At 66.6% G+C, this 26318-nt stretch carries 27 protein-coding genes and 1 pseudogene; 9 read left to right on the top strand and 19 right to left on the bottom strand.

Annotated features, from left to right (window positions below):
* Positions 1–180: 180 nt before the first annotated feature.
* Positions 181–1287 (bottom strand): NADH:flavin oxidoreductase, encoded by a 1107-nt coding sequence (locus GWG54_RS17210; RefSeq protein ID WP_167938927.1) that lies wholly within the window; start codon positions 1285–1287, stop codon positions 181–183.
* A gap of 188 nt (positions 1288–1475) precedes the next feature.
* Here GWG54_RS17210 and pepF point away from each other — a divergent pair, with 188 nt between their 5' ends.
* Positions 1476–3269: an oligoendopeptidase F gene (gene pepF / locus GWG54_RS17205; protein ID WP_167938926.1), complete on the top strand. Its 1794-nt coding sequence runs from the start codon at positions 1476–1478 to the stop codon at positions 3267–3269.
* Between the two features lie 29 nt (positions 3270–3298).
* Here the strand turns inward: pepF and GWG54_RS17200 are convergent, their stop codons facing one another.
* The gene (locus GWG54_RS17200; protein ID WP_167938925.1) at positions 3299–3460 is read right to left on the bottom strand and encodes a hypothetical protein; all 162 of its coding nucleotides are present in this window, start codon (positions 3458–3460) and stop codon (positions 3299–3301) included.
* Positions 3461–3537: 77 nt separating this feature from the next.
* Positions 3538–3990 (bottom strand): hypothetical protein, encoded by a 453-nt coding sequence (locus tag GWG54_RS17195; RefSeq protein ID WP_167938924.1) that lies wholly within the window; start codon positions 3988–3990, stop codon positions 3538–3540.
* Positions 3991–4112: 122 nt separating this feature from the next.
* Here GWG54_RS17195 and GWG54_RS17190 point away from each other — a divergent pair, with 122 nt between their 5' ends.
* The 4 genes from GWG54_RS17190 (at position 4113) to GWG54_RS17175 (ending at position 7651) form a co-directional block, all read left to right on the top strand.
* Complete coding sequence (locus GWG54_RS17190) at positions 4113–5063, top strand: hypothetical protein (protein ID WP_167938923.1); 951 nt, start codon at positions 4113–4115, stop codon at positions 5061–5063.
* A 115-nt stretch (positions 5064–5178) separates the two neighbouring features.
* A complete protein-coding gene (locus tag GWG54_RS17185) occupies positions 5179–6408 on the top strand; it encodes a proteasome-activating nucleotidase (RefSeq protein ID WP_008420618.1) in 1230 nt (409 codons plus the stop codon).
* Between the two features lie 312 nt (positions 6409–6720).
* Positions 6721–7200 carry a pyruvoyl-dependent arginine decarboxylase gene (locus GWG54_RS17180; protein ID WP_167938922.1) on the top strand — a complete coding sequence of 160 codons (480 nt, stop codon included), beginning with the start codon at positions 6721–6723 and terminating at the stop codon, positions 7198–7200.
* A 58-nt stretch (positions 7201–7258) separates the two neighbouring features.
* Complete coding sequence (locus GWG54_RS17175) at positions 7259–7651, top strand: DUF5811 family protein (protein WP_167938921.1); 393 nt, start codon at positions 7259–7261, stop codon at positions 7649–7651.
* Positions 7652–7664: 13 nt separating this feature from the next.
* Here the strand turns inward: GWG54_RS17175 and GWG54_RS17170 are convergent, their stop codons facing one another.
* The 11 genes from GWG54_RS17170 to ahaH all read right to left on the bottom strand — a co-directional run bounded on the left by GWG54_RS17170 (position 7665) and on the right by ahaH (position 18747).
* A complete protein-coding gene (locus GWG54_RS17170; RefSeq protein ID WP_167938920.1) occupies positions 7665–8066 on the bottom strand; it encodes a DUF6276 family protein in 402 nt (133 codons plus the stop codon).
* Positions 8067–8077: 11 nt separating this feature from the next.
* Positions 8078–8833 (bottom strand): V-type ATP synthase subunit D, encoded by a 756-nt coding sequence (locus tag GWG54_RS17165; protein ID WP_167938919.1) that lies wholly within the window; start codon positions 8831–8833, stop codon positions 8078–8080.
* Between the two features lie 110 nt (positions 8834–8943).
* On the bottom strand, positions 8944–10587 hold the full coding sequence (locus GWG54_RS17160; protein WP_167938918.1) for a long-chain-fatty-acid--CoA ligase: 1644 nt from the start codon (positions 10585–10587) through the stop codon (positions 8944–8946).
* 137 nt (positions 10588–10724) lie between these two features.
* A complete protein-coding gene (locus tag GWG54_RS17155; protein WP_167938917.1) occupies positions 10725–12140 on the bottom strand; it encodes an ATP synthase subunit B in 1416 nt (471 codons plus the stop codon).
* A gap of 2 nt (positions 12141–12142) precedes the next feature.
* Positions 12143–13906 (bottom strand): ATP synthase subunit A, encoded by a 1764-nt coding sequence (locus GWG54_RS17150; RefSeq protein ID WP_167938916.1) that lies wholly within the window; start codon positions 13904–13906, stop codon positions 12143–12145.
* 3 nt (positions 13907–13909) lie between these two features.
* Entirely contained in the window at positions 13910–14242 is a 333-nt protein-coding gene (locus GWG54_RS17145; RefSeq protein ID WP_008420646.1) for a V-type ATP synthase subunit F, read from the bottom strand.
* The gene (locus GWG54_RS17140; protein WP_167938915.1) at positions 14239–15306 is read right to left on the bottom strand and encodes a V-type ATP synthase subunit C; all 1068 of its coding nucleotides are present in this window, start codon (positions 15304–15306) and stop codon (positions 14239–14241) included. The genes GWG54_RS17145 and GWG54_RS17140 overlap by 4 nt, the downstream gene beginning before the upstream one ends.
* Positions 15303–15884 (bottom strand): V-type ATP synthase subunit E, encoded by a 582-nt coding sequence (locus GWG54_RS17135; RefSeq protein WP_167938914.1) that lies wholly within the window; start codon positions 15882–15884, stop codon positions 15303–15305. The genes GWG54_RS17140 and GWG54_RS17135 overlap by 4 nt, the downstream gene beginning before the upstream one ends.
* A 25-nt stretch (positions 15885–15909) precedes the next feature.
* Positions 15910–16176, bottom strand: a complete 267-nt coding sequence (locus tag GWG54_RS17130) for a hypothetical protein (RefSeq protein ID WP_167938913.1) — start codon at positions 16174–16176, stop codon at positions 15910–15912.
* 5 nt (positions 16177–16181) lie between these two features.
* Positions 16182–18428 carry a V-type ATP synthase subunit I gene (locus tag GWG54_RS17125; RefSeq protein ID WP_167938912.1) on the bottom strand — a complete coding sequence of 749 codons (2247 nt, stop codon included), beginning with the start codon at positions 18426–18428 and terminating at the stop codon, positions 16182–16184.
* Positions 18415–18747: an ATP synthase archaeal subunit H gene (gene ahaH / locus GWG54_RS17120; protein WP_008420651.1), complete on the bottom strand. Its 333-nt coding sequence runs from the start codon at positions 18745–18747 to the stop codon at positions 18415–18417. The genes GWG54_RS17125 and ahaH overlap by 14 nt, the downstream gene beginning before the upstream one ends.
* 154 nt (positions 18748–18901) lie before the next feature.
* Here ahaH and GWG54_RS17115 point away from each other — a divergent pair, with 154 nt between their 5' ends.
* The gene (locus tag GWG54_RS17115) at positions 18902–19525 is read left to right on the top strand and encodes a methyltransferase domain-containing protein (protein ID WP_167938911.1); all 624 of its coding nucleotides are present in this window, start codon (positions 18902–18904) and stop codon (positions 19523–19525) included.
* Here GWG54_RS17115 and GWG54_RS17110 read toward each other — a convergent pair whose 3' ends face one another.
* The gene (locus GWG54_RS17110) at positions 19526–20014 is read right to left on the bottom strand and encodes a type IV pilin (RefSeq protein ID WP_167938910.1); all 489 of its coding nucleotides are present in this window, start codon (positions 20012–20014) and stop codon (positions 19526–19528) included. It abuts the gene before it with no gap.
* Between the two features lie 50 nt (positions 20015–20064).
* The gene (locus GWG54_RS17105; RefSeq protein ID WP_167938909.1) at positions 20065–21264 is read right to left on the bottom strand and encodes a hypothetical protein; all 1200 of its coding nucleotides are present in this window, start codon (positions 21262–21264) and stop codon (positions 20065–20067) included.
* Positions 21265–21442: 178 nt separating this feature from the next.
* Here GWG54_RS17105 and GWG54_RS20995 point away from each other — a divergent pair, with 178 nt between their 5' ends.
* Together GWG54_RS20995 and GWG54_RS20990 are read left to right on the top strand one after the other, a co-directional pair.
* Positions 21443–22063 carry a hypothetical protein gene (locus GWG54_RS20995; RefSeq protein WP_245242854.1) on the top strand — a complete coding sequence of 207 codons (621 nt, stop codon included), beginning with the start codon at positions 21443–21445 and terminating at the stop codon, positions 22061–22063.
* Between the two features lie 54 nt (positions 22064–22117).
* A complete protein-coding gene (locus GWG54_RS20990) occupies positions 22118–22726 on the top strand; it encodes a hypothetical protein (protein ID WP_245242853.1) in 609 nt (202 codons plus the stop codon).
* A 296-nt stretch (positions 22727–23022) separates the two neighbouring features.
* Here GWG54_RS20990 and GWG54_RS17095 read toward each other — a convergent pair whose 3' ends face one another.
* Positions 23023–24018 carry a radical SAM protein gene (locus GWG54_RS17095; RefSeq protein ID WP_167938908.1) on the bottom strand — a complete coding sequence of 332 codons (996 nt, stop codon included), beginning with the start codon at positions 24016–24018 and terminating at the stop codon, positions 23023–23025.
* 151 nt (positions 24019–24169) lie between these two features.
* Between GWG54_RS17095 and GWG54_RS17090 the strand changes: the two genes are divergently transcribed.
* Positions 24170–25273, top strand: coding sequence for a DUF373 family protein (locus tag GWG54_RS17090; RefSeq protein WP_167938907.1), 1104 nt, complete (start codon positions 24170–24172; stop codon positions 25271–25273).
* Between the two features lie 6 nt (positions 25274–25279).
* Here the strand turns inward: GWG54_RS17090 and GWG54_RS17085 are convergent, their stop codons facing one another.
* Positions 25280–26122 carry a polyprenyl synthetase family protein gene (locus GWG54_RS17085; RefSeq protein WP_167938906.1) on the bottom strand — a complete coding sequence of 281 codons (843 nt, stop codon included), beginning with the start codon at positions 26120–26122 and terminating at the stop codon, positions 25280–25282.
* Positions 26123–26214: 92 nt separating this feature from the next.
* Positions 26215–26318, bottom strand: a pseudogene (locus tag GWG54_RS17080) (electron transfer flavoprotein subunit alpha/FixB family protein); the annotation flags it as partial.

Here is a 26318-nt window from a genome sequence, read left to right as displayed (position 1 = left end):
CACAGGACACCGCACGCCGAGTCGGCAATCCCGACAAACGACGCTTGCGGTCTTCGAGTCCTGAAACCTCCTCGACACGAGGCTTCCCTTGTAGGAAGCCCCGCCGTTTACGGCGGGTGAGGATGTCACACCGGCTCTTTCGGGCGGGTCGGCAAAAGAATCGGGGCGGGTCGACGCCGCTCAGTCGTCCGCGGGAACCTCGGAGTCGTCGATCGACGCGTCGGGCCGGAGGATCCGCTCGAAGTCGAACGCCTCGAGCGAGCGGCCCTCGGCGACGCGGGTCGGCCAGTCGGGGTTGGCGAGCGCTCCCGTTCCGAGGGTGAGCAGGTCGGCGCCCGACTCGAGGACCCTCCGGGCCGTGTCCGGCTCCTCGAGCCCGCCGTTCGCGATCACGGGCGCGTCGCCGTAGCGGTCGGCCAGTTCGGAAAGCGTCGCGGTGCCGCCCTCGAAGGCGGGCGCCGCGACGTTCTCCTCGGTGACGTGGAGGTAGTCGGCGCCGGCGTCGGAGACGGCGCCGAAGATCGCCTCGGCGTCGCCCTCCCCGCCGGGCCAGCGGTAGTCGGGGTCGTTGACCTTGCTCTGGGAGAGCCGAACGCCGACGACGAACCGCTCGGGTGTCGCGGCCCGCACGGCCTCGACGACCTCCGCCGTCAACCGGATCCGATTCTCGACGCCGCCGCCGTACTCGTCCTGGCGGCGGTTCGTGTACGTCGTGAGGAACTGATCGAGCACGTAGCCGTTCGCGCCGTGGATCTCGACGCCGTCGAAGTTCGCCTCGACCGCGCGCTCGGCGGCGGCTACGAATCCCTCGATCAGGTCGTCGATCCCCTCGGCCGTCAGCTCGCGGGGTTCGTCGAACCCGCCCTCGCCGCCGTACATCTCGAGCTGTTCGCCCTTCGGTTCGACCGCCGATGGACCGACCGTCTCGTCCTCGTAGCGGTTGCCCTGAGAGAGCGCGCCGGCGTGCATCAGCTGGGCGAAGATCGGCGAACCCTCGTCGTGGACGGCGTCGGTGACGGTCCGCCAGGCCTCGACGTGCTCGTCGGTCGCGAGGCCGGGCTGGTCGTCGTACCCTTGGCTGTGGGACGTGTCGGGGTAGGTTCCCTCGGTGAGCAAGAACGAGAACCCGCCGCGGGCGAACTTGGCGTAGTACCGGGCCATCTCCGCGGTCGCGCGACCGTCGCCCGTCGCGCTGGTCCGAGTCATCGGCGCGAGTCCGACCCGGTTCTCGAGCGTCTCGTCGCCGAGGTCGAGCGGTTCGAACAGCGGATCGTCTTCGGTTGGCATCGTCGGCCGTAGGTCGTCGACGCGGAAGTAGGGCCACCGGTCGGACGCAGGTCGCGAAATACCGACGGTCTATCCTGACGATCGTCGACCCGTCCGAACCGTCGGCCCACGGGCGGGACTCCCCGCGATTCGAGCGGATCGGGCCCGGAACGATAAGCCTTACCTCGGGGGATCGACTCGTGGAGAGTATGAGTTCCGTACCGGAGCGCTCCGAGATCGACGAGGAGTACACGTGGGATCTCGAGAGCATCTACGCGACCGACGACGACTGGGAGGCGGCCTACGAGGCGGTCACCGAGCGCGTCGACGAACTCGAGGGGTACGAGGGGGCGGCGACCGAGGACGCCGAGACGCTACACGCCGTCCTCGAGCTTCGCAACGAGATCATGCGGGAGGTGGCGACGGTGTTTTCCTACGCGCGGATGCGACGCGACGAGGACACGACCGACCAGGAGTACCAGGCGATGACCGCCCGGGCGCAGTCGCTGGCGGCAGACGCCCAGTCCGCGGCGTCGTTCATCGAACCCGAGCTCCAGGAGCTGACCCGCGAGGAGTTCGAGGCGATGGTCGACGACGTTCCCGAACTCGAGACCTACGACCACTACGTCGACGACGTGTTGCGGATGAAACCCCACACGCGATCGACGGAGGTCGAGGCCCTGCTGGCCGACCTGAGCGAGGTGACGGGCGCGACGGGGGAGGTGTACAACATGCTCTCGAACGCGGACATGTCGTTCCCGACGGTCGAGGATCCCTCCGGCGAGCCTGTCGAGATCACCCAGAGCAACTTCGTCAACCTGCTCAAACGGCCCGACCGCGAGTTCCGCAAGGAGGTCTACGAGGCGTACTTCGACGAGTGGGGAGACGTCCGGAACGCGGTCGCCGCCGCCTACAAGAACAGCGTCAAGACCGACGTCAAGATGGCCCAGGCCCGCGACTACGACACCGCCCGTGAGGCCGCCCTCGACGGGCCGAACGTCCCCGTCGAGGTCTACGACAACCTCGTCGACACCGTCGACGACAACCTCGAGAAGCTCCACCGCCACGCCGAGCTCAAACGGGAGGCCCTCGAGGTCGACGAGCTGCGGATGTGGGACCTGTACATGCCGCTGACGGCCGACGAGGGTCCGACCGTCGACTACGACCAGGCCACCGAGTACGTCGTCGACGCCCTCGAGCCGCTGGGCGAGGAGTACCGCTCCCGCGTCGCCGAGGGCCTCGAGTCGCGGTGGGTCGACGTCTACGAGAGCGAGGGGAAACAGGCGGGCGCCTACTCGGGTGGCACGTACGACACCCAGCCCTTCATCCTGATGAACTACCAGGACGACATCACCTCGATGTACACCCTGGCCCACGAGCTGGGCCACTCGATGCACTCGGAGCTGACGAAGGAGGAACAGCCCTACGTCTATTCCGACTACGAGATCTTCGTGGCCGAGGTGGCCAGCACGGTCAACGAGGCGTTGCTGACGAGCCACTTACTCGAGACTGTCGAGGACCCCCACTTCCGCAAGCACGTCCTCAACGAGTTCCTCGAGCGAGTGCGCTCGACGCTGTACCGCCAGACGCTGTTCGCGGAGTTCGAACACGAGGCCCACCGCCTCGAGGAGGCGGGCGAGCCGCTCACCGCCGACCGACTCGACGAAATCTACGGCGGACTCAAGGAACGGTACTACGAGCCGGCCGCGATCGACGACCGCATTGCCCGCGAGTGGATGCGCATCCCCCACTTCTACCGCGCGTTCTACGTCTACCAGTACTCGACGGGGATCTCCGCCGCGCTGGCGATCGTCGACGGAATCGAGGACGACGGCGAATCCGCGGCCGAGGACTACCTCGACTTTCTCCGCCGGGGCTCCCGGGAGTACCCCCTCGAGTTGCTGCGGATCGCCGGCGTCGACATGAGTTCGTCCGAGCCCGTCGACCGCGCCCTCGAGACCTACGGGCGGCGACTCGACGAGCTCGAGGCGCTACTGGCGTAGGCCGCCCCCGTCTTCGTTCACACCGCCGCTCACCGCATCTCGATCCGGAGGTACGCGACCCCGATCGCGACCAGCACCGCCCCGAAGCCGACGGCAAGTATCTCGCCGGCGATCAGGCCGTAACCGACCAGCGCGATCCCGGCGACTCCGTGCGAGGCGACGATCAGCGGTCGCCGACGTTCCCGGTTCACGTTCGCCCCAACGAACGCGGATCCGATATATCGTTCGTCCTCGAGACGTCGCGAGCGGGACGGCCGACCACGACGGCTCAGATCGCGACCGCGACCCCGAGCCCGGCCGAGACGATCACCAGTGCCAGCACGGCGACGAGTCGCTCGCGAGCGGGCTCGCGCTCGAGATCGACGTGCGGACCGTCGGTCAGCGTCTGGACGCCGAAGAACGCGAGCGACAGCGCGCCGACTCCCACCGCGATCCCGAACAGTGGTGTCGACTCGACGGACGGTACCGCGGTGAGGAGCCAGCCGACCGCGAGCAGTATCGTCCCGGCACCGTTCACCTGCTGCCAGCCGATCGCTCGCCCGGCGATCCGGACTCGGTCGGTCGCGCTCGAGAGCACGAACGCGACGCCGGCAAGACAGAACAGGGCCGCGCCGACGATCGACGGCCGGCCCGACGGGTCGGCGAACGCGAGAAACCCGACCGCCGAGAGGAGTATCCCGACCCCGAGAGGCAGTGCGAGACGGCGCTGGAAGCGAGCCATAGTGACGGTACGTAGACAGGTCGTATAACCGTTCTCCCGCCGTCGTCCGAACGGAGTCGATCGCCCTCGCGGATCGAAGCCACCGAAAGAGCGATACGATCACCGAGAGATGCTACGGAAGAATGCGAGAGACCATCGTCGAACCCCTCCGGCAACCGGAGTACACCGGCGAGAACCGGTGTACGCCGTGTACGGTACTCAACCTCGCCATCGCCGGCGCGATCGGGACGGCCGTCGCACGCAGGTCGAGAGTCGCGGGCGCCGCCGTCGTCGGGGCGTCGACCGCCGCGATCTATCTCCGCGGATATCTCGTCCCCGGGACGCCCGAACTGACGAAGCGGTACCTTCCGGAACGGGTGCTCCGGCTGTTCGGCAAGGCGCCGGAGCCCGAGATCCGCGGCGGACTCGTCGCGGGCGATTCGCGGGTCGACGAGGCTGGTGCGGAGGAGGCCGATCCCGAGACCGACGCCGACGAACCGAGTGCGGGTTCGGACGGCGAGTCCTCGATCGGTGATACCGGCCCCGAGTCCGACCGACGGCGGTCCCCCGAACCCGAGGCGTACTTCCTCGAGAAGGGCGTCGTCGAACCCTGCGAGGAGATCGACGACCTCTGTCTGACCACGTCGTTCGAGGGCGCCTGGAGCGCGGAGATCGACCGCGTCGACGCCGCGGCGCTCGCGGCCGCCGACGCCGCCGCGGCGCTCGGGTTCGACGCCGAGGAGGACGCGTTCGAGATCGCCAGCCACGGCGGCGACGCACGGACGCTCCGGCGAAACGGGCGTCCGCTCGGCAAGTGGCCCTCGCAAGCGGCCCTCGTCGCCGACGTCACCGCCGCCCGCGTCCTCGAGTCGTGGGACGACGACTGGGCGAGCTACGAGCCGCGAGCGAAGGGTGAACTGCTCAACGGTCTGCGGCTGTTTCTCGAGACCTGTCCGACGGGCGGGGGCGAGGTCCGCATGGGCGAGGAGACCGTCGAATCCTGCTGTCGCTCCCGCGACGTCATCGCCGTCACCTGCGCCGAGACCGGCGAGCGACTCTTCGAGTACCCCGTCTCCCAGCTCGAACTCGAGTGAGACGGTCCGAGCGCGGACGGCGTCGCGACCGCCCTCGAGCGACGGACTCCGTTCCCAAAATCCCACCGCGACCCAAAGGCACATTTATCGTCGAAAACTAACCGACCTACAAGAGATGTCTCGAAGCCCGTCTATTCCCGACCGACCCCACCGCGAGATCGATCCCGATCTCCCCGACGACGAGCGGCTCGAGGCGCTTCGCGACCACTTCGAGGACCTCGTCGACGTCAACGAGCAGCTCTCCGAGCAACTCGACGAGGCCGAGGGCCGCAGACAGCGCCTCCAGGAGAAGTCCGACCGGGTCGAACGCGAGAACGAGACGCTGAAAAGCTCCTCGCTGTACATCGCGACCGTCGAGGACGTGATCGACGACGAGGTCATCGTCAAACAACACGGCAACAACCAGGAGGTACTGACCGACGTCTCGCCGCGGCTGCTCGAGCGCGTCGAGGCCGGCGACCGCGTCGCCGTCAACGACTCCTTCGGGATCCAGTCGGTTCTCGAGGCTGAAACCGACGCCCGCGCCCAGGCGATGGAGATCACCGAGCGCCCGGAGGTCGACTACACCGACATCGGCGGGATCAACGAGCAGATCCAGGAGGTGCGCGAAGCCGTCGAACAGCCCCTGACCAACCCCGAGATGTTCGAGGAGGTCGGCATCGACCCGCCAAGCGGCGTGCTCCTGCACGGCCCGCCGGGTACCGGGAAGACGATGCTCGCGAAGGCCGTCGCCCACGAAACCGACGCCACGTTCATCAAGATGGCCGGCTCCGAACTCGTCCGGAAGTTCATCGGCGAGGGCTCCCGACTCGTCCGAGACCTCTTCGAGATGGCCCGCGAGCGCGAGCCCGCCATCATCTTCATCGACGAGATCGACGCCGTCGCCACCACCCGCACCGAATCCAAGACCTCCGGTGACGCCGAGGTCCAGCGGACGATGATGCAGCTACTCAGCGAGATGGACGGCTTCGAGGCTCGCGGGGAGATCCGGATCATCGCCGCCACCAACCGCTTCGACATGCTCGACCGCGCGATCCTCCGCCCGGGCCGGTTCGATCGGCTCATCGAGGTCCCCGAACCCGACCGCGAGGGGCGCGAGCAGATCCTCTCGATCCACACCCGCGGCATGAACGTCGCCGACGACGTCGAGTTCGCCGCGCTGGCCGACGATACGGAGGGGTACTCCGGCGCCGACATCGAGAGCCTCGCCACCGAGGCCGGGATGTTCGCGATCCGCAACGAGCGCGAGGAGGTCCGCCAGCAGGACTTCCGCGACGCCTTGGAGAAGATCGAGGAGGACGACTCGAGCGACGTCGTCTCCTCGGCGGGCTACTTCTATCAGTAACAACTTTTTGCGCTGCGGTCTTTCGTGCTCGCGCCGAATTTCCGGCGCGAGCGCGCTGTCCCTCGGCAAAAGGTTGATCAAAAGCACTCCTCCTTCCCCTTCTCCGTTTCGGGTCAGTCGTCGGCCCGCTCGTTCACTTCGTTCACTCGCGGTGAGCGTCGGCGAACAGCCTGCCCTCCCCCGACTCGCGACGCCCTCGATCCTTTGGGCGTCGCCCGCGGCCACGGAATCGGTACGGTCGTCCGACGATCGGTTTGGAACGCTTCGGCCTCGGATCGCAACGCCTTACGCCGCGGGACCCCTACCCCGGCCATGAGCATGATCCGAGTCGTCTGGGGTACCGGTTCGGCGCCGACGAAGATGGCCTCCTACGACGCCGCGCTGGCCGACGCGGGGGTCGAGAACTACAACCTCGTCGCGGTGTCCTCGGTGATTCCCGCCGACGCCGACGTCGAGGCCGTCGGCACCGCGCCCGATCTGGGTCCGGTCGGCGAGCGCCTCACGGTCGTCGAGGCTCGAGCGACCACCGCCGGTCCGGGACGGGCGAGCGCCGCACTCGCGTGGAACCAGGCCGTCGACGGCGGACCGGGGCTGTTCTACGAGACCGCCGGCGAGATGGACCGCGACGACGTCGAGCGCCGCGTTCGGGAGGGGCTCGAGTCGGGCCAGGAGCTGCGGGACTGGGCGTTCGACGAGCCGAGCGTCGTCGTCGAGAGCAGCCGGGCCGACGCGGGAACGTACACGACGGCGCTGGCGCTTGCGGTCTACGGCGACAGCGAGCCGATCTGTTGAGCTGCCTCAAAGCGAACGCTTTTCAAGAGGCAGGCCTATACACAGGATACAACTTCTCATGAACGGAAATACGCCGTATGCGGGGCTGCCGGGCGAGACGAGCGCTGGTCGGCGAGCCGCGGCGGACGTTCCGGAACTCTCGAGCACGCAGCGGCGGACGCTCAGCCGCGACGTCTCGCGGATCGCCGCCCGCACCCGCGAGTTCCTCCCCGACGAGTACGTCGTCGACGCCGATGTCGCCGGCGGTCAGTCGGGCTTTCAGGTGACCGTCGCCGTCCAGCCGCCGGTCGGGCATCCCGTCAGCGCCGGCTTCCGACCCGACCTCGAGGAGCCGGCCGAGGAACTCATCACGGCGGACGAACGCGACGAGGTCGCCCGCGGACTGGCGGCCAGCGCCGCCTTGCAGGTGAAACAGGCCGTCAGCGACAACGTGACGCCGACCGCGAAGTAGCGTTTCTTCGCCGTTAGTACAGCAGCTGTTCGAGCTGGTGGCGCCGGCGCTCGAGGTCGACTGCCGGCTCGACGCTCGGATCCGCGAGGAGACGATCGATCGTCAACAGCGGATCCGTCCCGGCGCGTTCGACGTCCTCGAGCAGCGACTCAATCGCGGCGCGGTTGGTCGCCAGCGAACTCGAGAGATCGATCGCGAGAAACAGCGGAACGGCCCGTTCCGGGCGGGCGGGAACGGCGTCGCTGACGGACGAAAACTCCGGGTCACCGTCGGGATCGCGCTCGCGTTCCTCGGCGGGCTCGACTCGCAGACAACGGGTACAGATATCGATCGTCGAGGCCGGCGCGTGCTCGCGATACGCGGCGGGAACGGAAACCGAAAGCGTCGTCTCGCAGTCACACGCCGAAGCCGACATGGCGTCGGAAGTCAGTCCCCGCCGGGGACGCCGCCGGCGGTCGACTGGCCCATCTCCTCGGATTCGGTTCCGGCGGTGTCGCCGGTCGCGGCCGCTCTGGTCTCCTCGACGTCGTCTTCGGCCTCGCGTTCCGCCCGCTCCTCCTGTTCTTTCTTGTCCTTGATCTTCTTGAGGCGGAACGTCTCCTCGCGTTCCTGCTCCTCGAGTTTCTGTTCGATGTACTCCTGGCTGTCGTAGAGGTCGGGCAGGAGCTTGAACTCCAGGGCGTTGACGCGTCGCTTGGTGGTCTCGATCTCCCGGAGCATCTTCTTCATCGCCGTCTCGACCTCCGCGGCGAGGATGATGCTCTCGAGCAGGTCCTCGTAGGCCTCGGCGGCCTCGTCGATGCGCGCGGAGGTGCCCATGATCCCGTAGCCGCGCTGATCGAGACTCTTCGAGACCCGCGAGGATTCGATCTGGGGGACGACGACGCCCATGATGTTCTTGGACTCGGTGGTGATCTCGGGGTGTTCCTGCAGGGCCGCGGCGGCGCCCCGAACCGCGACGTCGCCCTCCATCGCCCGAGCCATGTTGATCGTCTTCTGGGCGTCTTCGTAGTCGTCGGCCAGATCCCCACGGACGTCCTGGGCCTTGTCCAGGATGTCCATGAACTCCATGATCAGCCCGTCCCGTTTCTTCTCGAGGGTTCCGTGCCCGCGCTCGGAGAGTTCGATCCGATCCTCGATCTCCATCAGGTTCTTGCGGGTCGGTTTGACGTCCTTGGCCATCTTGTGGATGGATTGCGCTCCCAGTCGGATAACTGTTTACAGTTTTGTGTGGCCGGAGAGTTGCTCGTTCGGCTGTGTGCCAACGCCGGGACGCTGCGAGGCACGCGCGGCTACCCCTGGCCGACCATCTCGTCTTCCTCGTTCCACTCCTGCTCGCGGAGTTCGTACTTCTGGACCTTCCCGGTCGCGGTCGTCGGCAACACGTCGACGAACTCGATGCGCTGGACGGTCTTGTAGTTCGCGAGCCGTTCCCGGGTAAACGCGACGAGGTCGTCCTCGCTGACGCCCGGTTCGTCCGGATCGCCGCCCTCCGGGACGACGAACGCCTTCGGGGTCTCGCCCCACCGCTCGCTGGGCGATGGGATGACGGCCACGTCCGACACCTCGGGGTGGTCGAACAGAACGTCCTCGAGTTCGATGCTCGAGATGTTCTCCCCGCCGGAGATGATGATGTCCTTCTTGCGGTCCTGGATCGCGATCATTCCGTTCTCGTCGATCGTCGCGAGGTCACCGGTGTGGAAGTAGCCCTCTACGCGATCCGAGAAGGCCTCCTCGGTTTCCTCGGGTTTGTTCCAGTACCGCTCCATGACCTGATTGCCACGAACGACGACCTCACCGAGCGTCTCGCCGTCGCGGGGGACGTCCTCGCCGTCCTCGTCGACGACCCGAACCTCGGTGCCCATGAAGCCCAGGCCCTGACGTTTCTTGACCGCGAACCGGGTATCGCTGTCGTCCTCGAAGTGTCGCCGGGCGTCCGAGGTCGTGATCAGCGGCCCGGTCTCGGTGGCGCCGTAGACGTGTTTCAGGTACCAGCCGAACTCGTCTTCGACGGTCCGCAGCGTCGCCTCCGGCGGCGCCGATCCCGCGGTCGCGATCCGGACGTCGTTCGCGCCCGTCGTCTCGACCGCGTTCTCCCCGTAGTAGTCGATCAGCATGTTCAACACCGTCGGCGCCCCACAGAGGTAGGAGACGTCCTCCTCGCGGATCGTCTCGAGGATCCACTCGGCGTCGACCCCGCGGGTGCAGACGTGTTTCGCGCCCATCCCCGTGACGGCGTAGATGTGGCCCCAGCCGTTGACGTGGAACATCGGCAGCGTCCAGAGGTAGACGTCGTCGTCGGAGAGGTTCTGGTGAACCGCGACCAGGTAGGCGTGGATCGTCTCGCCGCGGTGGGTCCGACAGACGCCCTTCGGATCGCCCGTCGTCCCCGAGGTGTAGTTGATCGTGATGATCTCGTCCTCGTGCATCTCGGGGCGATCGTACTCGGGCGAGGCGTCCTCGAGCACTTGCTCGAAGTCCTCCCACACACCGTCGGCCCCGTCCGACGAGGATCGCCCGCCCTCGACGGCGTCGACGTCGTTCGTGATAAACGTCTCCGTCGGTACCGCCTCGCGGATTTCCTCGATCCGGTCGGCGTACTCGTAGTCGGCGTAGACGGCGTCGACGCCCGCGTCCTCGAGCATGTACGCGAAGTCCTCGGGCGTGAGCCGGTAGTTCAGCGGCGTGTGGATCGCGCCGACCTGCATCGAGCCGTAGGCCGCCACGAGGTGGTAGTGGGTGTTCGGATCGAGCACCGCGACGCGGTCTCCCTTCTCGATACCCCGACCCTGCAGCGCCGCGGCGAACCGATCGGCGCGCTCGCCGAGTTCGTCGTAGGTGAACCGCTCGCCGTCCGTACCGACGACGGCCTCCGCGTCGCCGTAGTGTGTCCGCGCCCGATCGAGAAACTCCGTGACGAGCAGTGGCTTCTGCATCGGTTCGACGTCGAGTAACGATCGTTATGGTCGTTTTGATTCCGACGGAGAACGAGTCGCACCGGAACGGGACGGACGAAAAATCGGCCGCAGAATCGGAACCGAAGTCGCGAACGCGCTCGTGGCGGATCGCCGTCTCAGGCCTCGACTTCGGCGGCTTCGGGCTCCTCTTCGCGGTAGTGTTCCTCGATGAGGTCCTCGTCGATCCGGTTGAGCGCCTCCTTGGGCAGCATCGAGAGCAGGTCCCAGCCGAGATCGAGCGTCTCCTCGATCGAACGGTTGGTGTCGTACCCCTGCTGGACGAACTCGGTCTCGAAGCGATCGGCGAAGTCGAGGAACTGGTTGTCCCGTTCGGACAGCGCCTCGCGACCGACGATGTTCACGAGGTCGCGCAGGTCCTCACCCTCCGCGTACGCGGCGTACATCTGGTCGGAGACGTCGCCGTGGTCCTCGCGGGTGAGGCCCTCGCCGATTCCGTCGTCCATCAGCCGCGAGAGGCTCGGCAGGACGTTGATCGGCGGTTCGATCCCCTGGCTGTTCAGGTTCCGGTCCATCACGATCTGTCCCTCGGTGATGTAACCGGTCAGGTCCGGAATCGGGTGCGTGTCGTCGTCGCCGGGCATCGTCAGGATCGGAATCTGCGTGACCGATCCCTCCTGGCCCTCGATCCGACCCGCGCGCTCGTAGAGCTGAGCCAGGTCGGTGTACATGTAGCCGGGGTAGCCACGGCGACCCGGGACCTCCTCGCGGGCGGCGCCGATCTCGCGCAGCGCCTCACAGTAGTTGGTCATGTCCGTCAGGATGACCAGCACGTGGTAGTCCTTCTCGAAGGCGAGGTACTCCGCCGTCGTGAGCGCCAGCCGCGGCGTGACCTGTCGTTCGACGGCCGGGTCGTCCGCGAGGTTCATGAAGACGACCGAGCGCTCGAGCGCGCCCGTGCGCTCGAAGTCGTCCATGAACTCGTTTGCCTCCTCGGCGGTGATCCCCATCGCCCCGAAGACGACGGCGAACTCCGAACCCTCCTCGTCGTCGCCCTCCGCTTCCTCCGGAACGGTCGCCTGTCGGGCGATCTGGAGCGCGAGTTCGTTGTGGGGCAGCCCCGAGCCGGAGAAGATCGGCAGCTTCTGGCCCCGAACCAGCGTGTTCATGCCGTCGATGGCGGAGACGCCGGTCTGGATGAACTCCTCGGGGTACTCCCGGGAGAAGGGGTTGATCGCTTCGCCGACGATGTCCTGGCGCTGGTCCGGAACGATCTCCGGGCCGCCGTCGATCGGGTTTCCGGAGCCGTCGAGCACCCGCCCGAGCAGGTCCTCGGTAACGGGCATCTTCATCGTCTCGCCCAGGAACCGAACGGAGGCGTTGCGGTCGATCCCGCCCGTCCCCTCGAAGACCTGGATCGAGACGAGCCCCTCGCTCGACTCCAGTACCTGTCCGCGCAGCGTTTCGCCCTGTGGCGTCTCGATCTCGACGATCTCGTCGTATCCGACGGGCTCGTCGACCTCGGCGAACACCAGCGGACCGCTGATTTCCGTGATGGTCTGATACTCTTTCATCGTTAGTACAGTGCTCGCAGTTGTTCTCGGAGGGCGCTCTCGAGTTCGTCGATGAACTCGTTCCACTCCTCGGCGGTGCCCATGCGGTTGAGACGCGGCGCGGCGTCGACGTCCTGGATCTCCTCGACCGGAACGCCGGCCTCGAGCGCCTCGAACGCCTCGTCGTTGAACGTCTTGATCGCCTGGAGCATCCGGTAGGTCTTCTGGGGTTCGCAGTAGGTGTCGACGTCGTGCAGGGCGTTCTGCTGGAGCCAGGCCTCGCGCAGGTAGCGCGCGACCTCGAGCGTGAGCTGCTGGTCCTCCGGCAGCGCGTCCTTCCCGACGAGCTGGACGATCTCCTGCAGTTCGTCCTCCTCGTCGAGCACGTCGACGGCCCACTGACGGACCTCGGGCCAGTCGCTCTCGACGTTTGCCTCCCACCACGGGTCGAGCTGGTCCTTGTACAGCGAGTAGGACTCGTTCCAGTCGATCGCGGGGAAGTGTCGCCGTTCGGCGAGGTCGGCGTCCAGCGCCCAGAACGTCTTGACGATACGCAGCGTGTTCTGGGTGACGGGTTCGGAGAAGTCACCGCCGGGCGGCGAGACGGCGCCGACGACCGAAATCGAGCCCTCGCCGCCGTTGATCAGCTGGAACTTGCCGGCGCGCTCGTAGAACTCCGACAGCGACGCGGCGAGGTAGGCGGGATACCCCTCCTCGCCGGGCATCTCCTCGAGCCGGCTCGAGATTTCCCGCATGGCCTCGGCCCACCGGGAGGTGGAGTCGGCCATCAGCGCGACGTCGTAGCCCATGTCGCGGTAGTACTCCGCGATCGTGATTCCCGTGTAGATACAGGACTCGCGGGCCGCGACGGGCATGTTCGACGTGTTCGCGATGAGGCAGGTCCGGGCCATCAGCGGGTTCCCGGTCTGGGGGTCCGGCAGCTCCGGGAAGTCCTCGATGACCTCGGTCATCTCGTTGCCCCGTTCGCCACAGCCGATGTAGACGACGATGTCCGCGTCGGACCACTTCGCGAGCTGTTGCTGGGTGACGGTCTTGCCGGAGCCGAACGGGCCCGGAATCGCGGCGGTGCCGCCCTTCGCGAGCGGGAAGAGACCGTCCTGAATGCGCTGTCCGGTCACTAGGGGTTCGGTCGGCGTCTCCTTGTCGCCAGCGGGCCGGGCCTGACGGACCGGCCACTCCTGGTGCATCTGGATCTCCTCGCCGTTGTCGAGTTCGACGACGGTCTCCTCGACAGTGAACTCGCCGCTCTCGACGGCCGTCACCTCGCCGCCCTCGTAGTCCGGCGGCACCATCACCTTGTGCTCGATGGTGACGGTTTCGGGAACGCTCCCGACGACGTCGCCGGGCTCGACCTCGTCGCCGACCTCGACTTCGGGGGTGAACTCCCACTCCTTCTCGAGGTCGATCCCGGGGGCGTCGACGCCACGGTCGAGGAACGCGGTCCCCATCTTGTCCTCGAGGACGTCCAGCGGGCGCTGGACGCCGTCGTAGATGGAGTCCATCATCCCCGGGCCGAGGTCGACCGAGAGCGGTTCGCCCGTGTTCTGGACGGGTTCGCCCGGGCCGACGCCGGAGGTTTCCTCGTAGACCTGAATCGTGGTCAGGTTCCCTTCGATCTCGATGACCTCGCCCATCAGCCCTTCGTCGCCGACGTAGACGACGTCGTTCATCCGGGCGTCGAGGTCCGTGGCGGTCACGACCGGACCGCTCACGCTTTCGATTACACCGTCTTCGTCGACGGATTCGATGTCTTCTGCCTGGCTCATAGTTTAGTCTTGCTCGTCCTCTTCCATCAGGTCGATGCCGATCGCGCGCTTGATCTGCTCGCGCAGTCCGCCGCCACCGGTTCCGCTGCCGATCGTGACGACGACCGGTTCGACGCTCGTTTCGACCTCCTGACGGACGCCCCGCGAGAGGTACTCGAGGTCGTCGTCGTGCATGACGACGATCCCGACGTCCTCGTCCTCGAGGGCGGCCGTCGCCGCGTCGTCGAGCGACGCGTCCTTCTCGTCGTCCGGAACGTTCTCGAAGCGGCGAACGCCCGCGAGTCGGAACCCGGTGGTGAACTCCGGACTGCCGACGACTGCGATCTCCTGACTCATAGGATCACCAGTTCCTCCTCGATCTCGCTTTCGGTCAGCCCGACCTCCCGACCGCGTGCGATCGCGCGGATGTTCTCGACCTCGCGCTCCTTGGCGAGGATATACGAGAGCACGGCCGAGACCGACGTCGGGTAGATGCTCGAGAGCGTGTCGGCGTACTCGAGCAACGCGGCGTCTAGTGCGTGCTCGAACTGGATAAGGCTGTCAGCATCGCGGAGCCGATCCAGCGCGGTCGAGAGTCGGTCGCCGTAGCGCTTGTTCTCGGCGATGTGATCGACGAGCTCGTCGTAGTTCGCGACGAGTCGGCTCAGCTCCGATTCGTCGAACAGCACGCCGCCCTCGATGTAGTAGCTGGCGGGGTCGAGGTCGGCGCCGCTTCGTGCGAGCCGCAGGGCGTTCCGGGCGTTTCGAAAGTCGATCTCCGCCTGGAGGAACTCCACGTAGAGCGCCTCGGGGCCCTCCGACGGCTCGTAGCCGAACGACCGTGTGACGTCCTCGAGCAGGCGTTCGAAGAAGGCCCGGTCAAGGGCGTTCTCGAGGGGAACGAGCGCGCCGGTTTCCTCGTACTCCTCGTAGGCCTCGCTCAGGGGGTCGTAGTAGATCGTGCCGTACAGCACCTCGACGGCGTCCTCGATCGTGTCGACCTCGAGCAGCCGGTCGATCGTTCGGTCCTCGAGGTCGCCGGCTCGGATGAGGTCGGTCTGGATGGCCTCGGCGTCCGAGTCCGTGTAGATCCCGCGGATGATCGTCTTGAGGTTCCAGACGTCGAACTTCCGGAGGTAGCGGGCGATGAGATCGTAGAGCCGTCCGTCGGCCCAGTCCAGCATGTCGTCGAAGTGCTTCGCGAGGTTGCGGTTCAGCGCGTACTCGATCAGATCGACGCCCGAGAACCGGGAGCCGAGCGCGTTGATCTCGCGTTCGTACTCCGTCTCTTCCATGAACCGTGCGATCTCGCTCGGCCCCATCCGGATCAGCTTGCGGTAGTCTTCGTCGGAGAACAGCGAGGCTCGGCGCGACCGAACGCGAGCGTTCACGTATTCCGGATTCGAGGCTCCCGCACTCATTGCTCGAAGAGTCGGTTGCTGATCTCCCGGAGGTTGTCCTCCCACACGTCCTCGAGCACCGAATCGAACGTGTTGTTCACACGGACCCGGGACTGCTGGCTCTCGACGACGACGCCGCCGAGGCAGTCGTGTTCGCCGCCGAACTCGTACCCGTCGTAGTCCTCGAGGATCGATTCGATCAGCTCCCGATCGTCGGCGCGACCGTAGACGCGAACGTCGTCGCCCGCGTCGAACTCCTCGCTCGCGGCCTCGAGCAGGTCGCGGGTCAGCGCCTCCCGGGGGCCGCCCTCGAGGTCGGCGAGCTCCGCTTCGACCGCCTCGCGGACGTCGCCGAGCACCTCGCGGCGGGCCTCCAGCCGCTTCTGTTTCGCCTCCAGCTTCGCGCTGGAGAGTCGCTGTTCGCGTAGTTGTTCGGCCTCGCGCTCGGCCTCCGTTTCGGCGGTGTCGACGATCTCGGCGGCGTCCTCCTCGGCGGCCGACTCGATCTCCTCGGCGCGAGTTTCGCCCTCGCCGCGGATAGCCTCCGCACGCGCGCGGGCTTCCTCCCGAACGTCTTCTACGACTGTGTCCAAACTCATTATAAGAGAAGGGTCGCGGTGGTTGTTAGACGATGAAGACGACGACCAGCGCCAGGATCACGAGCGTCTCCGGAAGGACGGTCATGATCAGTCCCGGAACGAACATGTCGTCGTCCTCGGCGATCGCACCGACGGCGGCAGCGCCGATACCTCGCTCGGCGTATCCCGCTGCGAGCGCGGCGAGACCGACTGCGAGCGCCGCTGCTCCACTGTTGTTGAGAGCCGGGCCGCCAGCCGCTTCTTCCGCTTGCAGTACAACGTCCGCCAGTTCAGGTCCGATTTCGGCTACCATTATTCTTAATCCTCACTGTGGGTTCGATCGTGTCCGAACGGTTCGTAGTTGTCTCCACCGCCTTCATAAAACTTGTTAAAGAATTCGACGTACTCGAGGCGCACAGCCTGTAAGCCGGCACTTGTCACGCCAAGGATTAGCACGACGAGGTGGCCGAGCACGAGGATGACCAGCCCGCCGAGAAGGGCCGCGGTTCCCGAGTGCATCAGCCCGTCGAAGATGACAGTGGCCTCGCCGCCGTAGGTCTCGGCGACGTAGCTCGGCTCGTGCGTTCGCAGGAAGTGGAACGCGCCGTCGGGATCCTCGTAGGCCCCGAAGAACAGCAGGTTGACCACGAAGGCCATCCCGGCCTTCGCGAGCAACACGGCGCCCATCCGGGTGTACGAGAAGACGTTGACGATGACGTCGAGCGCCTCGACGACCTCGACGGTATCCCCGATCGCGAGCATGACGAGCCCGATCAGGAACACGAGCAGCGGTGCCGTCAGCAGGAACCCGCCCAGTACTGGAATCGACTCCGGGAACGCGAACAACCCCATCTCGGGGAAGCCGTTGAACCCGATCGGGAAGGGCCCGTCGCTGGCGAACGTCTCGAACAGGAAGTCGGGCTTCGAGCCCGCGCCGTGTTCGGAGAAGATCCAGATCCAGATGCCGTTGAGCATCAGGAGCCACGAGCCGCTGTGGAAAAGGGCGTCCTTGAGGCCGTGACTCATGTTCTCGTAGAAGTCGAGCACGTACCCGATGTTGAGGTGGACGATTCCGGCGAGCACGCTCACGACCATCCAACCGAGCGCGAACTCGGAGGCGCCGGGCTCGAGTCCCTTGTTCAGCGGCAGGAGCTCGACGTTCAGCAGGTCGTGCCAGAGGACGTCTCCAAGCACGTGCAGCCCGAAGATCTCGCCGTAGATGATCCCGAACAGGATCGTGAACGCGCCGGCCCAGATGGCGACGCCGCCGAGGCTGGTGACGCCCTTGCTGTCGAACTGCGTGGCCATGTACGCGCCGATGGCGACGTAGATGATTCCGTACCCGACGTCGCCGATCATGAACCCGAAGAACGCCGGGAACGTCAGGAACAGGAAGATCGTCGGATCCAGCTCGCTGTACTTCGGCTGGTTGACGGCCTGGACCAGCACCTCGAACGGCTTCGCCGGTCCGGGGTTGTCCTGAACCGTCGGCGGCTCGTCGCCCATCGTTACCGCGGAGCCGCCGTCTGTGACAGCCGTTTGCTGTTGGTCGTCGGCGGTGTCCTCCTCGTCCTCGGCCGCCGAGGGGGTCCCCTTCTGGACCTCCTCGGTGTGGCTGTGTGCGCCGTGGCGGTCGTAGTCCGCTCGCTCGAGCTCCTCGATCACGACGCCGTCGCCGACGGCGCCGCGCAGTGCGTCGACGAGCGAGTCGTACTCGTCGGACGGGATCCACCCCTCCGCGATGAACGCTCGGTCGCTGGTCGCGAACTGCAGGGGCGCCTCGGCGCGCTGGACCTCGATGGACAGCTCCTCCTCGACGCGCAACAGGAACGACCCCTCGGTGTCCTTGATCTCGGCGAGTTCGGCGTCGATCTCCTCGAGCTCGGACCCGAGCTCTCGCTTTCGGTCCTCGAGGTCGGCGACGTAGGCCTCCGGAGTCTTGTCGGTCTCCGGGATCGGGTGGCGGGCGAACTCGACGCCGACGAGCGCGTCGTCGACGACGTTGTCCGCGTCGGCGTCCTCGGTCGGCGCGGCGACGACGGCGACCGTGTCGCCGCCGGTGAACGTCTCGAAGGCGCGAACGTCGTCGTCGGCCGCCAGGGCCGCTTCGACGTCGTCGACCGATCCCTCGCCGACGAGCACGTCGACGGATTCGTACCCCGAGAGCAGATCGAGGTCGATCCCCAGCTCGGCGAAGGGGGCGACCCGATCGATCCGCTCCTCGAGTCGACGCAGCTCGTCGCGGACCTCACCGCGGCGGTCGTCGAGCTCGTTGATCCGGGTTCGGATGCGCTCGAGTCGCGCCTCCCAGTCGTCGTCGATCGTGCCCGGTGCGGTGTCCTCTTCGGAGAGCTCGAGCGCGCTCTCGAGGGCTCGAACGGTTACCAGCTTCTCGGAGGCGTCTTCGGCCCCCTCGATCGGGTTTCCGTTGTCGAATCCCGCCCAGGAGCCGTCGTAGTCCGAGAGGTGGACCAGGTTCAGCTCGTGGATCGTCTCGATGACCGCGGGCATGACGCCCTTGGAACCGGCCATCGAGACCTTGCTCATCCGCTCAGGTCTGAGCATGGACGTCCTCCTGGAACAGTTCGACGACGTAGTCGGTCACTTCGTCGACCCGGTCTCGGGCGCGCGAGGCGAGCTCCTCACGCTCCTGTTCGCCCTCGCGGAGGACGCGCTCGCACTCCTCGTCGATCTCTGCGCGCGCCTCCTCCAGGCGGCGCTCCTTGAGCTCCTGCGCTTCCTGTTCCGCTTCCGTGCGGATCTCCTCGGCGCGTTTCCGGGCCTCGGCGATCCGCTCGTCGCGGTCGTCTTCTGCCTGTGCGACGATCTCGTCGGCCTCTTCCTCCGCCGACTGTATTCGTTCGAGAACCTGTGGCCTCGGCATACTCTAAGCACCCGAAGTTTGCAGCAACGCGTATATGGTAGTTGCGAAAGTAGCCCGATCGATCGCCGCTCGCGGCGGCGAGGCGCGAGCGGCGAGCTCCCGCGATCGTCGGGGAACAGCAGACATATGCCGGTTCGATCGCAATCCGTCCCCAATGGGAGTTCTCGAGAACAAGGCCCGGGCGCGGCTGTTCTATAAGTACCTCTCGACGGTGTACGATCGGATCAACCCGTTTATCTGGAACGAACGGATGCGGGGCGAGGCCCTCGAGTTGCTCGAGCTCGAGCCCGATTCGACGGTGCTCGACGTGGGCTGTGGCACCGGTTTCGCGACCGAGGGGCTGCTCGAGCACGTCGACGAGGTCTACGCCCTCGACCAGAGCGAACACCAGCTCGAGCAGGCCTACGCCAAGTTCGGAAAGCGAGCCCCGCCGGTACAGTTCCACCGCGGCGACGCCGAGCGGCTCCCGTTCGCGACGGACACGTTCGACGTCGTCTGGTCGTCGGGGTCGATCGAGTACTGGCCGAATCCGATTCTCGCGCTCCGGGAGTTTCGCCGCGTGTTGAAACCCGGCGGACAGGTACTCGTCGTCGGTCCGAACTACCCGGACAACCCGATCGCCCAGCGGCTCGCGGACGCGATGATGCTGTTTTACGACGAGTACGAGGCCGACAGAATGTTCAAGCAGGCCGGCTTCGAGGACGTCCGCCACGCCTTCATGGGCCCCGAGTACGAGCCCGAAGTCGCGATCACGACGATCGGACGCGCCCCCGAGTAATCAGTCGGCGGTCGTCTCGAGCGCGGCGACCTGTCGGCCGTCGACGGCCAGCGTCACGGAGACCGCGTCGCCGGAACCGATCGTCGGCTCGTTGGTACCCGCCACGGACAGCGTCGCGCGTTCGCCGGCGGTCCAGGTCGAGTCGCTCGCCGAGTTGAACGGCCCGCTGGGCGCCTGATCGAAACCCGTCGCCCCGGCGAAGGGGACCGGGGGTTGGTAGGCCAGCGGTTCGCCGTCTACGGCGATCGTCACCGACAGCTCGTCGACCTCGACGGGATCGCCGGCGACGTGTTCGAGGGTGATCGTTCCCTCGTCGCCGTCGGCCGCGAGGTCGAACGCTACCGGACCTCGGGCCGGCTCCGGACTCAACCCGCCGGTAGCGACCGCGACGACCGTCGCAAGCGCGACGGCGACGGCGATCAGGAGAACGACACCGAGGACCGGCGCGATCCCGCGCTCGTCGATCGGTCCGTGGGGAGATATCCGCATCACGCGAGCTCTGGCTTCCCCTTCCGATATAAACCGTCGGCTCGGGGCCACTACGCCGTCGAGTTCGAGACCGATCCCTCGACCGCACCGGCGTCGGATTCGGCTCGTAGATCGAACCCGTCGTCAGGTGGCAGAATCCACAGCGAACCGTCCGAGCCCGTCTCGCCGACTGGTTCGCCGTCGACCGACACCGTGGCGGACACCGGGTCACCGGTTTCGGCGTCCGCAACCGTTACCTCGGCCGGTCCGTTCGCGGCGGTCTCGTTGATCGCGAGCTCGAGGCCGCCGTCGGTCCACCGACTCTCGTTGATCGTCGGGAACTGCTCGTGGTCGAGCGTCTGCAGCTCCCGGTGGACCGCGCTCGTTCCGCCGTCGAGGTAGGCGGTCAGCCGTCCCTGATCGTGGATCGCCCGAATCCGGTACAGCTGTACGCCCCGGCTCTCGACGGCGTCCGAGGAGTGGGTCTCGTGGTCGGCGTCGAACACCCACGGGTACAGCTCCTGCGCCGTGTCGTGTGCGTCGGTGATGTCTTCGAACTGGTTAGGTCGACTCGCGTTCCGACCGTCGAACCGGGCCGTCTCTCGAACGTAGTTTCGGTCCAGCAGGGAGACCGAGTAGCCGGTTTCGGCGGTTCGGACGGCCAGCCGCTTTCGGTTGCTCCCGAACCGGTCGGGTGTCGTCTCGAGTCGCGAGCGGACGTCGGTCCGGTACATCTCCAGAACGCTCTTGTCGTTCCGGATCGAGATCGAGTAACCCGGAATCCGGTCCGCGTACGCGACGAGGTCGTCGAGCGCGCTCGCGATCACGTCGGAATCGTGGTAGTTCCGCAAGAACGTCTGTAACAGCCTGGTCGTCGACCGGTCGTTCGTCGCGTGCGCCCGCACTGCCTCCCGTTCGCGGGACTCGAGCGCGTCGATGCGCTCTCGCAGTCGATCGTACCCCGCGCTCACCATCTCCTCGCGCTCCTCGTTCGAGGCGTTCTCGAACCCGTCCCGAACCATCCGCTCCTGTTCGTAGTCGACTCTGAGCTCGTCGTCCGCGGTCATAAGCGACGTTCCGAGGTCGTCGCCGTACTCGAGTCGCTCGCTTCGCACCTCCTCGCCGGGGTCGAGGCGGTTCGTCGTTCCGTTTGTCTCGACGAACAGCTGTCCCGGCGCGTCCGCTCCCGCAGTCTGCTCGTCCGGTTCGGCCGCTGACACCGCCGTCGCGGGCAGCGAGAGGACGAGCAACCCCGCGAGAAGGACAGCCATCGCATCCTTCATCGATACACCGTAAGAACTCATGATATAAAATACGATCGGCGATTCTCGTCACGGATCGATCGAGAGGGGAGGAGATGGGACGAGCGGTGCTGTGCCGTTTTATTTCCCATAGAAAGTGTTTTTTACTCTGAGAATACCGATAGTATGTATGTGACTCTCGACCGTCGTGTCCGTTGTGCTGGCGGTTCTCCTCGTCGGTTCGGTTCCCGGTACGATCGCCGCCGTCCCGTCGGTAGCGACGGCTGGGCCATCGGGGAGTGCGCCCCAGGACCGGACGACCCAGACCGCGGCTACCAACGGATCCGCACTCGAGACCGCCGATCCTGCCCAGGTGATCCGGATCAACGTTACCGAGAGCGGGAACGCCGTCTGGACGATCGAGAGCCGGTTCCGCCTGTCCGACCGGAGCGAGACCGACGCCTTCCTGGAGTACGGCGAGGAGATCGCAGACGGCGAACGCGAGGGAGTCTACGATCGGAGTATGTTCGACCCCCACGTCGAGGCGGCCGCGGACGCGACCGACCGCGAGATGACGATTCGGGGTGCCGGTTGGAACGAACCGCGGCTCCGCTCCCCGGACGGTTCGGAACCGACGGTCGGCGTGCTCTCGTACTCGTTTACCTGGACCGAGTTCGCGGCGGTCGACGGGACCCGGATCCACGTCGGAGACGCGTTTCAGGGCGCCGACGGACCGTGGCTGTCGGCGCTCGTCGCGGGTCAACGCCTCGTGATCCAGGCCCCGTCGAACCACGGGTTCCACGACTACAACCTTCCGGTGAGCTCCTAGGATAGCGCCCTCGTCGTCGACGGCCCCTACCAGTTCAGTGAGGAGGAACTCGAGGTGACGTTCCTCCGCGGCGCCGGCGAGGGGGCGACCGGAGGCACCGGCGGATCACTTCCCGCGAGCGCCGAACTGCTCCTGGGCGGACTGGTCGTCCTCGCGGTGGGGATCGCGGCGACGAGCTACGCGCTGGCGCGTCGGTCGTCCGATCCCGACTGGTCCCCCGCGGCGCGGATCGTCGACATCGTTGCCACCGAGGGGCGGGACCGAGCGGACGACTCACCCCAACGGTCCGGCTCGAGGGGTTCGTCCGACCGACGGGACTCGAACGGTCCCGCCACGCCCGAAACTCGAGCGCCCGACACCACCCGTCGCGAGGCGACGGCAGAATCGGCCGGCCAGACGTTCGCGTACGTCGAGGAGTCGAACGAACGGACCGAAACGATCGATCCCGAGCTGTTGAGCGACGAGGAGCGAGTGCTCCGGCTGCTCCGGCGTAACGGGGGTCGGATGAAACAGGGCTCGATCGTCTCCGAGACGGGCTGGTCGAACGCGAAGGTGTCGCAGCTACTCTCACAGATGGCCGAGGACGGCGAGATCGATAAGCTCCGCATCGGCCGCGAGAACCTCATCACGCTGCCGGAAGTCGATCCGACGGAGCTCGACTGACGGACCCTTTTGCGCGAGCAGGACACCTGTTGACTTCCTGTCCCCGGATCGTGTGGCTCTCACCGTCGCTCGAGCTACGAACCAAGGCCAAAACACAGAGCACGCCGAGGGGGTCCGCTCGACGAGCCTTTAGGGCGGGGAGGATGTCACGCTAACGGTGTCCGCTCGACCACCTGCCCGTCGTCGGTCGGATACCGCGTCGCGAACTTTTTCCGCTCGGGTGCGCCCGTGGCGCACCACTCACGCAAAAACTTCGATGAAAAAAGCTGCGTGCTCACGCTGTTCGCTCGCGGTACTCACGCCAGCGGCGTCCGCTCGACGACCTGTCCATCGTAGGTCGGATACTGCTCGACGATCTCGCCGTCCTCGAGGTCGCCCTCCTCGATCATCTCCTCTAAGAGCCACCAGGCGATCTCGACGTGGTCGGACTTGACGGTGTAGAACTCCTCGGGGACGCCCAGATCGACGAACCGCTCGGGGTCGGCGTACGTTTTCCCGTAGACGAGCGTGCCGTCGTCGGTGACGTCGTCGAACTCCCGGCGGACGTTGCGGGCGGCCCGCTTCAGCCGACGGCGGTGCTGGGCCGCGTCCTTGAACACGGAGGTACAGAAGTAGACCCGTTCGTGGTCGCCCATCACCTCGAGGATCTCCTCGCGCGAGCCGTCGACGGCGCTCATGTGGCCCTCCTTGAGCTCGTAGCCCTCCTCTTGCATCCGGCGGTAGTTCCCGTCGGACATCTCGAATTCGTTGACGTTACAGAACTCGGCGGCGCCCTCGTCGAGAAACTCCAGAAACTCCTCCTCGGCGCGGATGCCGGGGATCTCGAAGGCGGGGGTGAGTCCCTCCTCGCGGGCGACGTAGAGGATCTCCTCCCACTCGGTGCCGTGCATGTCGCCCCAGAGTTCGTAGGGCGGGTGGAAGCGGATCTCGTCTAAGCCGGCCTCCGAGAGCTTGCGCATGTTCTCGCGACCACCTGTAATACCGGTGTAGAGGTGGGTGTGGTGGTCCTCGCCGAATTCGTCCTTCAGCAGTTCCAGGTAGTGACAGGTCCGTTCGAGCGCCTCCTGGGGTTCGCCGCCGGTGATTGAGGTTCCCAGGGCGTCCATCCGGTGGGCCTCCTCGAGGACGTCCGCGTCGGACTCGACCTGCCGTTCGTTCGCGTAGACGTCGGTGACGTTCTTGCGGTTCTCGCCGAGCGGGCAGTAAAAGCAGTCGCGCTGGTCGCAGTAACCGTAGACGAACAGCACCATCTTGCCGCCTTTCGCGCACTGCTCACAGCCCTTCGATATCATTCGAAGGAACGTAACCCGCCGAGCCCCAAAAACCGTGCGGAACGGCCGCGTCGGATCCTGTCCGTGGTTCACACGCGGCGAACGTCGACGCCGGCCCGGAATTCCGTCGCTCCCAGAAGACCGAAATACCGCGGTGTCCAACCACGACTCGATGCTGTTGGTCCTGTGTGTCGACCTCGACGACGACCTCGGCCGGAAGACCGAGTTCACGACGCCGGTGATCGGTCGAGACGCCGTCGAGGAGGCAGCCGTCGCGCTGGCGACCGCGGACCCGGAGGACTCCGACGTCAACGTCGCCTTTCAGGGCGTCCACATCTACGACGACCTCGCCGCCCGGGACGAGAGCGTCGAGGTCGCGATCGTTACCGGCAACGAGGACGGCGACGTCGACGCCAACCGCGAGGTCGGCGACGAGGTCGACACCGTCCTCGCGAGCCTCTCGACGGCCGAGGACGTCACCGCTCTGGTCGTCACCGACGGCGCGCAGGACGAATCGGTTATCCCCGTCGTCCGCTCTCGGGTTCCGATCGACGGCGTTCGCCGCGTCGTTGTCAGGCAGGCCCAGAACCTCGAGTCGATGTACTACACGTTCAAACAGGTACTCGACGATCCCGAGACCCGCGGCACCGTGCTCATTCCGCTGGGTATCCTCCTGCTCATTTACCCGCTCGCGCTGGCCGGGACGATCCTCGAGATGCCCGCCGTCGTCCTCGGCATGACCTCGACGCTGCTCGGCCTCTATCTCATCTCGCGGGGCCTCGGCCTCGGCGAGCGACTCGACGACGCGGTCGAGTGGGCGCGCCGATCGCTGTACGCCGGCCGCACCACCCTGCTTGCGTACATCGTCGCCGCCGCGTTGCTCGTCCTCGGCGGTGTCAGCGGTGCGGCCGAACTCGAGCGGGTACAGGCCGAGACGGTCGGCGACGTCGGCGTCCCCGTCATGCTGTCGGCGCTGCTGTACGGGTCGGTCCAGTGGTTCGCCGCCGCCGGCGTCACGACCAGTCTCGGACAGATCACGGACGAGTACATCGCGGGTCGGCTCGAGTGGCGCTACCTCAACGCCCCGTTTTACGTCGTCTCGATCGCGATCGTCCTCTACGCGGTGAGCGCGTACTTCCTCGATATCGTCGGCCTCCCCGTCCTCGCGACCGCGCTGACCGCGGGCACGCTGCTGGGGATCGTCAGTACGCTCGCGTTCGCGGTCGCCGAGTCGCGCTTCTCGGACGAGGAGGCGCGCCGAACCGAAAGCGCCTGAGACCGATCACCGCTCGCGCTCGACGACGAACTCCGCGAGCTCGCGCAGGTACTCACGGGCCTCGCGGTCGACGGCGTCGACCCGTTCGAGGGCGTCGATGGCCCGGTCGGCCTCCGCTCGGGCGCGGGCGTTCGCCTCCTCCGGGGAGAGGTCGGTCACCTGAACGACGGAGGGGCGCTCGAGGGCGGCGTCGTGACCCGTCGGCTTCCCCAGCTCCTCGGGGTCCGCGACGGCGTCGAGGACGTCGTCTCTGATCTGGAACGCGACGCCGACCCGTTCGGCGTACTCGCCCAGCGCCTCGACGGTAAACGGGTCCGAATCGGCGGCGATCGCGCCGAGTTCGGCCGCGGCCCGGAACAGAGCCCCGGTCTTTCGGCGGGCGAGAGTCATGTACTCCTCCTCGTTGGAGGGTTGGGAGGAGAGCTCGGTCGCCTCGCCGACGCCCAGCTCGACCATCGCCTCGGCGACGACCTGGGTCGCGTTCGGATCCGCGGAGAAGAGCGCGAACGCCTCCCCGAGCAGCCCGTCGCTGGTGATGATCGCGGGACCGTAACCGAACTCGGCCCAGGCGCTCGCGGTTCCCCGACGGAGATCGGAACGGTCGATAATGTCGTCGATCACCAGCGAGGCGTTGTGGACGAGCTCGATCCCGACGCCGAAGTCGACGGCGTCCTCGGGGTCGCCGCCGACGGTCTCGCAGGAAAGCAGCGTGACCATCGGACGCACGCGCTTGCCCCCGGAGAGCGCGACGTGGCGAACCTCCTCGTTGAGCGTCTCGGGGTCGACCCCGTCGACGACGGCGACGAGACGCTCCTCGATCAGCGCCCGTCGGCGCTCGAGCCGTTCCATTACCCGCGCTTAGGAGAGGGTGAAAAAGTAGGTGACGGTTGTCGACGACTCGAGTTCCGTACCGTGACGTCCTCGCCGAACAGTTCGGTCGGCTACTGGAACTCTTCGGTGAGCGCGGGAACGACCTCGAAGAGGTCGTCGTGGATCGCGTAGTCGGCGATGTCCATGATCGGGGCGTTGGGATCGGTGTTGATCG

The organism is Natronococcus sp. JC468 (assembly GCF_012163165.1).
GTDB lineage: Archaea > Halobacteriota > Halobacteria > Halobacteriales > Natrialbaceae > Natronococcus > Natronococcus jeotgali.
The sequence above is the reverse complement of the archived record's forward strand: the minus strand, read 5'-3'. Positions and strand labels throughout refer to the sequence as shown.